This is a genomic window from Klebsiella sp. GFKo11 (assembly GCF_056490265.1).
The window spans coordinates 5,241,892-5,254,757 of the sequence record NZ_CM151369.1 but is presented as its reverse complement, the minus strand read 5'-3'; the positions used below and the strand labels follow the sequence as shown (position 1 = coordinate 5,254,757).

11 protein-coding genes are annotated in these 12,866 nt (G+C 55.3%); all 11 read left to right on the top strand.

Features of this window, described 5'->3' with window-relative positions; genetic code table 11:
• Positions 1–109 precede the first annotated feature (109 nt).
• The 11 genes from cra (at position 110) to murG (ending at position 12,840) form a co-directional block, all read left to right on the top strand.
• Positions 110–1,114 (top strand): catabolite repressor/activator, encoded by a 1,005-nt coding sequence (cra, locus tag AC07P6_RS25260; RefSeq protein ID WP_112215532.1) that lies wholly within the window; start codon positions 110–112, stop codon positions 1,112–1,114.
• A 639-nt stretch (positions 1,115–1,753) separates the two neighbouring features.
• Positions 1,754–2,212, top strand: a complete 459-nt coding sequence (gene mraZ, locus AC07P6_RS25255; RefSeq protein ID WP_478314956.1) for a division/cell wall cluster transcriptional repressor MraZ — start codon at positions 1,754–1,756, stop codon at positions 2,210–2,212.
• A gap of 1 nt (position 2,213) precedes the next feature.
• Positions 2,214–3,155, top strand: a complete 942-nt coding sequence (gene rsmH / locus AC07P6_RS25250) for a 16S rRNA (cytosine(1402)-N(4))-methyltransferase RsmH (protein ID WP_112215531.1) — start codon at positions 2,214–2,216, stop codon at positions 3,153–3,155.
• The gene (ftsL, locus tag AC07P6_RS25245; RefSeq protein ID WP_110272563.1) at positions 3,152–3,517 is read left to right on the top strand and encodes a cell division protein FtsL; all 366 of its coding nucleotides are present in this window, start codon (positions 3,152–3,154) and stop codon (positions 3,515–3,517) included. The genes rsmH and ftsL overlap by 4 nt, the downstream gene beginning before the upstream one ends.
• 15 nt (positions 3,518–3,532) lie before the next feature.
• On the top strand, positions 3,533–5,299 hold the full coding sequence (locus tag AC07P6_RS25240; protein WP_182236325.1) for a peptidoglycan glycosyltransferase FtsI: 1,767 nt from the start codon (positions 3,533–3,535) through the stop codon (positions 5,297–5,299).
• Positions 5,286–6,773 (top strand): UDP-N-acetylmuramoyl-L-alanyl-D-glutamate--2,6-diaminopimelate ligase, encoded by a 1,488-nt coding sequence (gene murE / locus AC07P6_RS25235; protein ID WP_434660126.1) that lies wholly within the window; start codon positions 5,286–5,288, stop codon positions 6,771–6,773. Before AC07P6_RS25240 ends, murE begins: the two co-directional genes overlap by 14 nt.
• Positions 6,770–8,128, top strand: coding sequence for a UDP-N-acetylmuramoyl-tripeptide--D-alanyl-D-alanine ligase (murF, locus tag AC07P6_RS25230; protein ID WP_478314955.1), 1,359 nt, complete (start codon positions 6,770–6,772; stop codon positions 8,126–8,128). The genes murE and murF overlap by 4 nt, the downstream gene beginning before the upstream one ends.
• Positions 8,122–9,204 (top strand): phospho-N-acetylmuramoyl-pentapeptide-transferase, encoded by a 1,083-nt coding sequence (gene mraY, locus AC07P6_RS25225; protein ID WP_110272559.1) that lies wholly within the window; start codon positions 8,122–8,124, stop codon positions 9,202–9,204. Before murF ends, mraY begins: the two co-directional genes overlap by 7 nt.
• Before the next feature lie 2 nt (positions 9,205–9,206).
• The gene (murD, locus tag AC07P6_RS25220; protein WP_475701061.1) at positions 9,207–10,523 is read left to right on the top strand and encodes a UDP-N-acetylmuramoyl-L-alanine--D-glutamate ligase; all 1,317 of its coding nucleotides are present in this window, start codon (positions 9,207–9,209) and stop codon (positions 10,521–10,523) included.
• Complete coding sequence (gene ftsW, locus AC07P6_RS25215) at positions 10,523–11,773, top strand: cell division protein FtsW (RefSeq protein ID WP_110272557.1); 1,251 nt, start codon at positions 10,523–10,525, stop codon at positions 11,771–11,773. The genes murD and ftsW overlap by 1 nt, the downstream gene beginning before the upstream one ends.
• Positions 11,770–12,840, top strand: coding sequence for an undecaprenyldiphospho-muramoylpentapeptide beta-N-acetylglucosaminyltransferase (gene murG / locus AC07P6_RS25210; protein ID WP_434660123.1), 1,071 nt, complete (start codon positions 11,770–11,772; stop codon positions 12,838–12,840). The genes ftsW and murG overlap by 4 nt, the downstream gene beginning before the upstream one ends.
• Positions 12,841–12,866 lie beyond the last annotated feature (26 nt).

Here is a 12,866-nt window from a genome sequence, read left to right as displayed (position 1 = left end):
TGTGGACTAAAGCGGTTGCTGTGCTCACTTTTCTGCGCTTAGATGTTATAAAAATGAATCCATACCTGAAGAATGGTTATGTTCTGTACTTATTACCCAAGGGGCAATTGTGAAACTGGATGAAATCGCCCGGCTGGCCGGTGTCTCGCGAACCACCGCTAGCTATGTGATTAACGGTAAAGCGAAGCAGTATCGCGTTAGCGATAAGACTGTTGAAAAGGTGATGGCGGTTGTTCGTGAGCACAACTATCACCCGAATGCGGTCGCTGCGGGCTTGCGTGCAGGACGCACGCGTTCCATTGGTCTGGTCATTCCGGATCTGGAAAATACCAGCTATACGCGCATCGCTAATTACCTGGAGCGTCAGGCGCGTCAGCGCGGCTATCAGTTATTGATTGCTTGTTCTGAGGATCAACCGGATAACGAAATGCGCTGTATTGAGCACCTGCTACAGCGTCAGGTTGATGCCATTATCGTTTCTACCTCGCTACCGCCTGAACATCCGTTCTATCAACGCTGGGCCAATGATTCCTTCCCGATTGTCGCCCTTGACCGGGCGCTCGATCGTGAACACTTCACGAGCGTAGTTGGTGCCGATCAGGACGATGCTGAAATGCTCGGCGCAGAATTACGTAAATTCCCTGCTGAAACGGTACTGTATCTTGGTGCGTTACCGGAGCTATCGGTGAGCTTCCTGCGCGAGCAGGGCTTCCGTACGGCGTGGAAAGACGATCCGCGAGAGGTGAATTACCTCTACGCCAACAGCTATGAACGCGAAGCAGCGGCACAGCTATTCGAGAAGTGGCTGGAAACGCATCCCATGCCGCAGGCGCTGTTCACGACATCATTTCCGCTGTTGCAGGGGGTGATGGATGTCACGCTGCGTCGTGAAGGGAAGCTGCCTTCTGAACTGGCTATTGCGACTTTTGGCGATAATGAGCTGCTGGATTTCCTCCAGTGTCCGGTGTTAGCCGTTGCTCAGCGCCATCGTGATGTTGCTGAACGCGTACTGGAGATTGTGCTCGCCAGCCTCGATGAACCGCGCAAGCCAAAGCCGGGCTTGAGCCGCATCCGGCGCAATCTGTATCGTCGTGGTAGTTTGAACCGTCGTTAAACATATCGGCAGTATGTGGTTAGGATTATTCGCAGGTTGTTCGCCAGACGGATACTCGTCTGGCGATAATCCGAACAAATGACGTAAATATTTTTTGGCTGAATATCTTTCAGACAAATCCCTAAACTTCTTTACGTATTATTTTTGTTTTATTAGGACCCATTGCCTTTTTGTATCAAGTGCGTGCATGAAAAGCGCCGCAGGTTTTTATTCGTATTATTTTGTTACATTCATTTGGTTATTTGCTGAATTAACAATCATTTTATGCCCGTGCTCCCCCTCATTCCTCTGTACCCCGCGGCAAACGTGCTTCTCTGACAACAACTGGTGCTGTTAACGGACATCAGAATGGCCTAAAATGCCGCTCGCGTCGCAAACTGACACTTTATATTTTCCCCGCGAAGATATTTTGCTGCTTTTAACTGTTACAAGTTTGTTGGTTGTTTTCTTACCGATATTCATAACGTTAATTTGCTTCGTTTGTTGGGTGATTTTCCATCAGGGTGAATATCGGCTGTAAATAATGGGTTTTTGAGCTCTGTTAGCATCCGTGCTGGCTTGACAAGCTTTTCCTCCGCTCCGTAAACTCCTTCTTGTGGGAATTTGTGGGTTAAAGTGGCGAAAAGGGGTGAGGCTGGCATGTTCCGAGGGGCAACGTTAGTCAATCTTGACAGCAAAGGCCGTCTGGCCGTACCGACGCGTTACCGCGACGGGCTGATCGAGGACGCTTCCGGTCAATTGGTTTGCACCATTGACATTCATCACCCATGCCTGCTGCTTTACCCCTTGCCCGAATGGGAAATCATCGAGCAAAAATTGTCGCGTTTATCGAGCATGAATCCCACTGAGCGGCGCGTGCAGCGTTTGCTTCTGGGGCATGCCAGCGAATGTCAGATGGATAATGCCGGGCGACTATTGATTGGCCCGGTGCTGCGGCAACATGCCGGGCTGACAAAAGAAGTGATGCTGGTCGGGCAGTTCAATAAATTTGAGCTGTGGGATGAAACGACCTGGTATCAACGGGTCAAGGAAGATATCGACGCTGAGCAGTCCGCATCCGGGGAACTGTCGGAGCGCCTGCAGGACTTGTCTTTGTAAAATGATGGAAAATTTTAAACATACTACGGTACTTCTGGATGAAGCCGTCAACGGCCTGAATATTCGTCCGGATGGTATCTACATTGATGGAACCTTTGGTCGCGGCGGTCACTCGCGTCTGATTCTCTCCCAACTGGGAGCGGAGGGACGTCTGCTGGCAATCGATCGCGATCCGCAGGCTATCGCCGTCGCGAAGACCATCGATGATCCGCGCTTCTCCATCATTCATGGTCCTTTCTCTGCGCTTGCTGATTATGTTAGCGAGCGCGAACTTACTGGCAAGATCGATGGGATTCTGCTCGATCTTGGCGTTTCCTCTCCGCAACTTGATGACGCTGAACGCGGTTTTTCGTTTATGCGCGATGGCCCGCTGGATATGCGCATGGATCCAACTCGCGGTCAATCTGCCGCTGAGTGGCTACAAACCGCCGATGAAGCCGATATCGCCTGGGTGATTAAAACCTTTGGCGAGGAGCGTTTTGGTAAACGTATTGCCCGCGCCATTGTTGAGCGCAACCGTGTGGAGCCGATGACGCGAACTAAAGAGTTGGCGGAAGTTGTGACGGCCGCCACCCCCGTAAAGGACAAATTCAAACATCCCGCGACCCGTACCTTCCAGGCGGTGCGCATTTGGGTGAACAGTGAACTGGAGGAGATAGAGCAGGCGCTAAAAAGCTCGCTCAGCGTGCTGGCTCCGGGTGGGCGGCTCTCAATCATCAGTTTCCATTCGCTGGAAGACCGTATTGTGAAGCGCTTTATGCGTGAACAAAGCCGCGGTCCGCAGGTTCCGGCTGGATTACCGATGACCGAAGAGCAGCTCAAAAAACTGGGCGGCCGTGAGTTAAGAGCACTAGGCAAGTTGATGCCGGGTGAAGAAGAGGTAGCTGAAAATCCTCGTGCCCGTAGTTCAGTTCTGCGTATTGCAGAGAGGACGAACGCATGATCGGCAGAGTGACAGAAGCCCTAAGCAAGGTTAAAGGGTCGATTGGAAGCAACGAGCGCCATGCTTTGCCTGGCGTGATCGGAGACGACCTTCTGCGGTTTGGGAAGCTGCCACTCTGTCTGTTCATTTGCATTATTGTTACGGCGATTACGGTGGTGACAACGGCGCACCATACTCGCCTGTTAACGGCACAGCGTGAACAACTGGTTCTGGAACGTGACGCGCTGGACATTGAATGGCGCAACCTGATCCTTGAAGAGAACGCCTTGGGCGATCACAGTCGGGTTGAGCGGATCGCGACGGAGAAGTTGCAGATGCAACACGTTGATCCATCACAAGAAAATATCGTTGTACAGAAATAAGGATTATTGCGACGCATGAAAGCAGCGCCGAAAACGCCAAAAGCAAAACGTCAGGAAGAACAAGCCAACTTTGTCAGTTGGCGTTTTGCGTTGTTATGCGGCTGTATTCTGCTGGCGCTGGGCTTCCTGCTGGGCCGCGTGGCCTGGCTGCAGGTGATTAGCCCGGATATGCTGGTACGTCAGGGCGATATGCGCTCTCTGCGCGTACAGGAAGTTTCCACCGCGCGTGGGATGATTACCGACCGCTCTGGTCGCCCGCTGGCGGTGAGCGTGCCGGTAAAAGCGATTTGGGCTGACCCGAAAGAGCTACACGATGCTGGCGGCGTCACGCTGGATAATCGTTGGAAAGCGCTGGCCGATGCGTTGAATATGCCGCTGGATCAGCTGGCATCGCGTATTAATACCAACCCGCGAATGCGTTTCATCTATCTGGCGCGTCAGGTGAACCCTGATATGGCCGATTACATCCGCAAGCTGAAGCTACCGGGGATTCATTTGCGTGAAGAGTCTCGCCGCTACTACCCGTCAGGAGAAGTAACCGCTCACCTTATTGGCTTCACCAACGTGGATAGCCAGGGGATTGAGGGCGTCGAGAAGAGTTTCGATAAGTGGCTTACCGGCCAGCCTGGCGAACGTGTCGTGCGTAAAGACCGCTATGGCCGCGTGATTGAAGATATCTCTTCTACCGACAGCCAGGCGGCGCATAACCTGGCATTGAGTATTGATGAACGCCTGCAAGCACTGGTTTACCGCGAGCTGAATAATGCCGTGGCGTTTAACAAAGCGGAGTCAGGCACTGCGGTTCTGGTTGATGTGAGCACTGGCGAAGTGCTGGCGATGGCCAACAGCCCCTCTTACAACCCGAATAATTTCGCCGGTACCGCTAAAGATACTATGCGTAACCGCGCCATCACCGACGTGTTTGAACCAGGTTCAACGGTGAAGCCGATGGTAGTAATGACGGCGCTCCAGCGCGGTATCGTTAACGAAAATACCGTGCTGAATACCATTCCATACCGAATTAACGGCCACGAGATTAAAGACGTGGCGCGCTATAGCGAATTGACCCTGACCGGGGTACTACAGAAGTCGAGTAACGTCGGTGTTTCCAAGCTGGCGTTAGCGATGCCGTCCTCAGCGTTAGTAGATACTTACTCACGTTTTGGACTTGGAAAAGCGACCAATTTGGGGTTGGTCGGAGAACGCAGTGGCTTATATCCTCAAAAACAACGGTGGTCTGACATAGAGAGGGCCACCTTTTCTTTCGGCTATGGGCTAATGGTAACGCCGTTACAGTTAGCGCGAGTCTACGCAACGATTGGCAGCTATGGCATCTATCGCCCGCTGTCGATTACCAAAGTTGATCCACCGGTTCCGGGCGAGCGCGTCTTCCCGGAATCACTCGTTCGTACCGTTGTTCACATGATGGAAAGCGTGGCGCTGCCCGGCGGCGGCGGCGTGAAGGCGGCGATCAAAGGTTATCGCATCGCCATTAAAACCGGTACCGCGAAGAAAGTAGGACCAGATGGTCGCTACATCAACAAATACATTGCTTACACCGCAGGCGTTGCGCCCGCCAGCCATCCGCGTTTCGCGCTGGTGGTGGTGATCAACGACCCGCAGGCGGGTAAATACTACGGCGGCGCCGTTTCCGCGCCGGTCTTCGGTGCCATCATGGGCGGCGTACTGCGCACCATGAACATCGAGCCGGATGCGCTGGCAACGGCTGAGAAAAGTGAATTAGTCATTAATCAAGGCGAGGGAACAGGTGGCAGATCGTAATTTGCGCGACCTTCTCGCTCCGTGGGTGCCAAATGCGCCGGAGCGAATTCTGCGGGAAATGACGCTGGACAGCCGGGTGGCTGCTTCTGGCGATCTTTTTATCGCGGTTTTGGGTCATCAGGCGGACGGGCGTCGTTATATCCCGCAGGCGATAGCGCAAGGTGTTGCTGCCATTATTGCTGAGGCCAAAGATGAGGCTGATGACGGCGAAATCCGTGAGATGCACGGCGTGCCGGTCATTTACCTGAGCCAACTCAATGAGCGCTTATCCGCGCTGGCCGGGCGTTTTTACCATCAGCCTTCGGAACAGCTGCGCCTGGTTGGTGTTACCGGGACGAACGGCAAGACCACCACTACTCAACTGTTGGCGCAATGGGCGCAACTGCTTGGCGAAACCAGTGCGGTGATGGGTACGGTAGGCAATGGTCTGCTGGAGAACGTGATCCCAACAGAAAATACGACCGGTTCTGCGGTGGATGTGCAGCACGTACTCTCCGGCCTGGCAGGGCAGGGGGCGACGTTTGCCGCGATGGAGGTTTCCTCCCATGGCCTGGTGCAGCATCGCGTTGCTGCGCTGAAGTTTGCCGCATCGGTCTTTACTAATCTGAGCCGCGATCACCTCGATTACCATGGCGACATGGAGCATTACGAAGCGGCGAAATGGCTGCTCTATTCAACGCATCATTGCGGTCAGGCGATCGTCAACGCTGACGATGAAGTGGGGCGCCGCTGGCTGGCGAAGCTGCCGGATGCGGTTGCTGTTTCAATGGAAAACCATATTAATCCGAATTGCCGGGGCCGCTGGCTCAAAGCAACCGCTGTGAATTATCACGATAGCGGCGCAACCATTCAGTTTGAATCCAATTGGGGCAACGGTGAGATCGAAAGCCGCCTGATGGGCGCGTTTAACGTCAGTAATCTGCTATTGGCGCTGGCAACGCTGCTGGCGTTGGGGTATCCGCTGGCTGAACTGTTAAAAACCGCTTCTCGTCTGCAACCGGTTTGCGGGCGAATGGAAGTATTCAGCGCGCCGGGTAAACCGACCGTTGTGGTTGATTATGCCCATACGCCTGACGCCCTGGAAAAAGCGCTGCAGGCAGCGCGTCTGCACTGTAGCGGCAAGCTGTGGTGTGTGTTTGGCTGCGGCGGAGATCGCGACAAAGGCAAGCGCCCGTTGATGGGCGCTATCGCCGAAGAGTTTGCCGATATCGTGGTCGTCACCGATGACAATCCGCGCACTGAAGAGCCGCGGGCGATCATCAACGATATCCTCGCTGGCATGCTAGATGCGGGCCACGCGAAAGCGGTGGAAGGCCGTGCGGAAGCGGTCACCAACGCGGTAATGCAGGCAAAAGAAAACGATGTGGTGCTGGTGGCAGGTAAAGGCCATGAGGACTACCAGGTCGTCGGCAATCGCCGACTGGATTACTCTGACCGCCTCACCGTGGCGCGTCTGCTGGGAGCGGTAGCATGATTCGCTTGACTCTCAGCCAGCTTGCCGATGTGACGCGCGGTGAACTGCGCGGTAGCGATGTGGCGATTGATGAAGTTACTTCAGATACCCGCAAGATCACAGCAGGCTGCCTGTTCGTGGCACTGAAAGGTGAGCGCTTTGATGCGCATGATTTTGCCGAACAGGCAAAAGCCGCAGGTGCTGGCGCATTGTTAGTCAGTCATCAGCTGGCGTGCGATCTACCGCAGGTGGTGGTGAAGGATACGCGTCTGGCGTTTGGCGAACTGGCCGCGTGGGTGCGTCAGCAGGTGCCGGCGCGAGTTGTGGCACTGACTGGTTCTTCCGGGAAAACCTCGGTCAAAGAGATGACCGCCGCGATTCTCAGCCAGTGTGGCAACACGCTGTATACCGCAGGCAATCTGAATAACGATATCGGCGTCCCGATGACGCTGTTGCGCCTGACTAAAGAACATGATTACGCAGTTATCGAATTAGGTGCTAATCACCAGGGCGAAATAGCCTGGACCGTCAGCCTGACGCGACCTGAAGCCGCGTTAGTCAACAATCTTGCCGCCGCGCATCTTGAAGGTTTTGGTTCTCTGGAAGGTGTTGCCAAAGCCAAGGGCGAAATTTATACCGGTCTGCCGGTCAATGGCATTGCCATTATGAACGCCGATAACAATGACTGGCTGAACTGGCAAAGCGTGATTGGCGAACGTAAAACGTGGCGCTTTTCGCCGAATGCCGCTATTAGCGATTTTACGGCGACTAACGTTCATGTGACCTCGCACGGTACTGAATTTACCCTGCAAACCCCAACGGGCAGCGTTGATGTACTGCTGCCGTTGCCGGGTCGTCACAACATCGCCAATGCGCTGGCCGCCGCTGCGCTGTCAATGGCGGTTGGTGCAACTCATGAGGCGATCAAAGCCGGGTTGCGGGATCTGAAGGCGGTACCGGGGCGTCTGTTTCCGATCCAACTGACTGACAGCCAGCTCCTGCTGGACGATTCATACAACGCAAACGTCGGCTCGATGACCGCGGCGGTGCAGGTTTTATCTGAGATGCCGGGCTACCGGGTGCTGGTTGTTGGCGATATGGCCGAGCTCGGCGCAGAAAGCGAGGCGTGCCATCGTCAGGTAGGCGAGGCGGCGAAAGCGGCTGGTCTCGATTGCGTGTTGAGCGTCGGAACGTTGAGTTCAGATATCAGCAGCGCCAGCGGTGTTGGCGAACATTTTAGCGAGAAGGCCGCGCTGTTAGCTCGTCTGCGCGAGCTTATTGCAGAACACAAAATTATGACCATTTTAGTGAAGGGTTCACGTAGTGCCGCCATGGAAGTGGTAGTACGCGCATTACAGGAGAACGGAACATGTTAGTATGGCTGGCCGAACATTTGGTCAAATATTATTCAGGCTTTAACGTCTTTTCCTATCTGACGTTTCGCGCCATTGTCAGCCTGCTGACCGCGCTGTTCATCTCTCTGTGGATGGGCCCGCGCATGATCGCCCGTCTGCAAAAACTCTCTTTCGGCCAGGTTGTGCGCAACGATGGTCCGGAGTCACATTTTAGCAAGCGCGGTACCCCGACGATGGGCGGGATCATGATCCTGACCGCTATTGTTGTCTCCGTACTGCTGTGGGCCTATCCGTCCAACCCTTACGTCTGGTGCGTGCTGACCGTGCTGATCGGCTACGGCATCATCGGCTTCGTTGACGACTACCGCAAAGTGGTGCGCAAGGATACTAAAGGCCTTATCGCCCGCTGGAAATACTTCTGGATGTCAGTGATTGCGCTTGGCGTCGCCTTTGCGCTTTATATGGCGGGCAAAGATACGCCAGCGACTCAACTGGTGGTCCCATTCTTTAAAGACGTGATGCCGCAGTTGGGTCTGTTCTATATCCTGCTGGCCTATTTTGTCATCGTTGGTACGGGTAATGCGGTCAACCTGACCGATGGCCTTGATGGTCTGGCGATTATGCCAACCGTGTTTGTGGCGGCGGGCTTTGCGCTGGTGGCCTGGGCGAGCGGTAACATGAATTTTGCCAGCTATCTGCACATTCCTTATCTACGTCATGCGGGTGAATTGGTGATCGTCTGTACGGCGATTGTCGGTGCGGGTTTGGGCTTCTTGTGGTTTAACACTTACCCGGCACAGGTCTTTATGGGTGATGTTGGCTCGCTGGCCCTCGGCGGCGCGCTGGGCATCATCGCCGTGCTGCTGCGCCAGGAGTTCCTGCTGGTGATTATGGGCGGCGTTTTCGTCGTAGAAACGTTATCGGTGATTTTGCAGGTCGGCTCCTTCAAGCTGCGCGGACAGCGCATCTTCCGTATGGCGCCGATTCACCATCACTATGAATTGAAGGGCTGGCCGGAGCCGCGCGTTATCGTGCGCTTCTGGATTATTTCGCTGATGCTGGTGCTGATTGGCCTGGCGACGCTGAAGGTACGTTAATCATGGCAGATTATCAGGGTAAAAAAGTCGTCATTATTGGGCTGGGTATGACCGGCCTGTCATGCGTGGACTTTTTCATGGCTCGTGGCGTCACGCCTCGGGTGATGGATACCCGCGTCGCGCCCGCTGGACTGGATAAGCTGCCGGAAGCCGTTGAGCGCTATGTCGGCGGTCTGAACGATGACTGGCTGCTGACGGCCGATCTGATTGTCGCCAGCCCTGGTATTGCCCTGGCGCATCCTTCCCTGAGCGCGGCGGCTGATGCTGGTGTGGAAATTGTCGGCGATATTGAGCTGTTCTGCCGCGAAGCGCAGGCACCGATTGTCGCTATCACCGGTTCCAACGGCAAAAGCACCGTGACCTCGCTGGTTGGGGAAATGGCGAAGGCCGCGGGCGTTAACGTTGGCGTAGGGGGCAATATTGGCCTGCCAGCGCTGATGTTGCTGGATGATGAACGCGAGCTGTATGTCCTTGAACTCTCCAGCTTCCAGCTGGAAACCACCTCCAGTCTTCGGGCCGTTGCGGCGACCATTCTTAACGTCACCGAAGATCATATGGACCGTTATCCGTTGGGGCTGCAGCAGTATCGCGCTGCCAAACTGCGTATTTATGAAAATGCACAGGCCTGTATCGTCAATGCCGATGATGCCTTGACCATGCCGGTACGCGGCGCTGACGAGCGCTGCATCAGCTTCGGCGTTGACGTTGGTGACTATCACCTGAACCGCCAGCAGGGAGAAACCTGGCTGCGCGTCAAAGGCGAGAAAGTGCTTAACGTCAAAGAGATGAAGATTAGCGGCCAGCACAACTACAGTAACGCTCTGGCGGCGCTGGCGCTGGCGGATGCCGCAGGCCTACCGCGCGCCAGCAGCCTGCAAGCGCTGACGACCTTTACCGGCCTGGCGCACCGTTTTCAGGTGGCCCTGGAACATAACGGCGTGCGTTGGATTAATGATTCCAAAGCGACCAACGTTGGCAGCACCGAAGCCGCGCTCAACGGACTCCATCTTGAAGGGACGCTGTATCTGCTGTTAGGCGGTGATGGGAAATCAGCTGATTTCACACCGTTAAGTCGCTACCTGACCGGCGACAATATCCGTCTGTACTGCTTTGGCCGCGATGGGGCACAGCTGGCAGCGCTTCGCCCGGATGTTGCAGTACAAACTGAAACTATGGAACAAGCGATGCGTGAGATAGCGCCGCAGGTTGTTCCCGGCGATATGGTGCTGTTGTCGCCTGCATGTGCCAGCCTGGACCAGTTTAAGAGTTTTGAACAACGCGGCGATATCTTTGCTCGTCTGGCGAAGGAGTTAGGCTGATGCGTTTATCACTCCCGCGCCTGAAAATGCCACGGCTGAGACTGCCGGGAATGTTTATTTTCACCTGGCTGTTCGCTGCGATGAAAGGCTGGGTAATGGGGTCGCGTCAGAAAGATACCGATAGCCTGGTGATGTATGACCGGATGCTGCTGTGGCTGACCTTTGGCCTGGCCGCTATCGGTTTCATCATGGTGACCTCGGCTTCAATGCCGGTGGGGCAGCGCCTGGCCAACGATCCGTTTTTGTTCGCCAAGCGTGATGGTTTATACATCCTGCTGGCGTTAGGGCTGTCGATGGTGACGTTGCGTCTGCCGATGGAGTTCTGGCAGCGCCATAGTACCGCGATGCTGATCGCCTCTATCGTGATGCTGCTGATCGTTCTTGTCGTCGGCAGCTCGGTTAACGGGGCATCGCGCTGGATTGCGCTGGGGCCGCTGCGTATTCAGCCTGCGGAGTTTACCAAGCTGTCGCTGTTCTGTTATATCGCCAACTACCTGGTGCGCAAAGGTGACGAAGTGCGTAACAACCTGCGCGGCTTCTTAAAACCGATGGGCGTGATTTTCGTACTGGCGATTTTGCTGCTGGCGCAGCCTGACCTGGGGACCGTGGTCGTACTGTTTGTCACGACCCTGGCGATGCTGTTCCTCGCGGGAGCCAAGCTGTGGCAGTTTATCGCGATTATTGGGATGGGAATTTCGGCGGTCGTGCTGCTGATTCTCGCCGAACCGTATCGTATTCGCCGCGTGACCTCCTTCTGGAACCCGTGGGAAGATCCGTTCGGTAGTGGTTACCAGCTAACCCAGTCGCTGATGGCTTTTGGTCGCGGTGAAATGTGGGGGCAGGGCCTGGGTAACTCGGTGCAGAAACTGGAGTATTTACCCGAGGCGCATACCGATTTCATCTTCGCCATTATCGGCGAAGAACTCGGTTATATCGGTGTGGTGCTTGCGCTTTTAATGGTATTCTTCGTCGCTTTTCGCGCCATGTCTATTGGTCGTAAAGCACTGGAGATTGACCACCGTTTTTCCGGTTTTTTGGCCTGTGCTATCGGGATCTGGTTTAGCTTCCAGGCGCTGGTTAACGTTGGGGCGGCGGCGGGTATGCTGCCAACTAAAGGCCTGACGCTGCCGCTGATTAGTTACGGTGGTTCCAGTTTGCTGATTATGTCGACGGCCATCATGTTGCTGTTACGAGTTGATTACGAAACGCGTCTGGAAAAAGCCCAGGCGTTTACACGGGGTGTTCGATGAGCGGTCAGGAAAAGCGGTTAATGGTGATGGCAGGCGGTACCGGCGGGCATGTGTTCCCGGGACTGGCGGTTGCACACCATTTAATAGACCAGGGCTGGCAGGTTCGCTGGCTGGGCACCGCGGATCGTATGGAAGCGGACTTAGTGCCGAAAAACGGCATTGAGATTGATTTCATCCAGATTTCCGGCCTGCGTGGCAAGGGTTTGAAGGCGCAGCTGTTGGCGCCGGTCCGTATTTTCAACGCCTGGCGTCAGGCGCGGGCGATCATGCAGCGTTTTCAGCCGGATGTGGTGTTGGGGATGGGCGGATATGTTTCCGGTCCCGGCGGTCTGGCGGCCTGGTCGCTGGGTATTCCAGTCGTACTGCATGAGCAAAATGGGATCGCTGGCCTGACCAACAAGTGGCTGGCAAAAATTGCTAAAAAGGTGATGCAGGCGTTTCCTGGCGCTTTTCCGGATGCCGATGTTGTTGGTAATCCGGTTCGTACCGATGTCCTCGCGCTGCCGTTGCCAGAACAACGCTTAGCCGGGCGTCAGGGGCCCATTCGCGTATTAGTCGTGGGGGGCTCGCAGGGCGCGCGCGTACTGAATCAGACGATGCCGCAGGTGGCGGCGAAGCTCGGCTCTTCTGTCACCATCTGGCACCAGAGCGGTAAAGGTGGTCAGGAAACCGTGCAGCGGGCTTATACCGATGCTGGACAGCCGCAGCATAAAGTAACTGAGTTTATTGACGACATGGCGGCGGCTTATGCCTGGGCCGATGTTGTTGTGTGTCGTTCCGGCGCATTGACGGTGAGCGAAATTGCCGCCGCAGGTTTACCGGCTCTGTTTGTGCCTTTCCAGCACAAAGACAGGCAGCAGTACTGGAACGCGCTTCCGCTGGAGAAAGCGGGCGCAGCGAAGATTCTCGAACAACCGCAGTTTACCGTGGATGCCGTCGCGCAAGTCCTGGCCGGTTGGGATCGAGAAACGCTATTGGATATGGCGGAGAGAGCGCGTAGAGCCTCGATTCCGGACGCTACCGAGCGGGTAGCAGAAGAAGTCAGCGCCGCAGCACTGGCGCGCTAATCGCGGTGAATATCACCGTCCGAATA

Excerpts from the sequence above, each read along its gene's own strand:
- murG (WP_434660123.1), top strand. The coding sequence starts at position 11,770 with ATGAGCGGTCAGGAAAAGCGGTTAATGGTGATGGCAGGCGGTACCGGC.
- ftsW (WP_110272557.1), top strand. The coding sequence starts at position 10,523 with ATGCGTTTATCACTCCCGCGCCTGAAAATGCCACGGCTGAGACTGCCG.
- murD (WP_475701061.1), top strand. The coding sequence starts at position 9,207 with ATGGCAGATTATCAGGGTAAAAAAGTCGTCATTATTGGGCTGGGTATG.
- ftsL (WP_110272563.1), top strand. The coding sequence starts at position 3,152 with ATGATCGGCAGAGTGACAGAAGCCCTAAGCAAGGTTAAAGGGTCGATT.
- murF (WP_478314955.1), top strand. The coding sequence starts at position 6,770 with ATGATTCGCTTGACTCTCAGCCAGCTTGCCGATGTGACGCGCGGTGAA.
- rsmH (WP_112215531.1), top strand. The coding sequence starts at position 2,214 with ATGATGGAAAATTTTAAACATACTACGGTACTTCTGGATGAAGCCGTC.
- AC07P6_RS25240 (WP_182236325.1), top strand. The coding sequence starts at position 3,533 with ATGAAAGCAGCGCCGAAAACGCCAAAAGCAAAACGTCAGGAAGAACAA.
- mraY (WP_110272559.1), top strand. The coding sequence starts at position 8,122 with ATGTTAGTATGGCTGGCCGAACATTTGGTCAAATATTATTCAGGCTTT.
- mraZ (WP_478314956.1), top strand. The coding sequence starts at position 1,754 with ATGTTCCGAGGGGCAACGTTAGTCAATCTTGACAGCAAAGGCCGTCTG.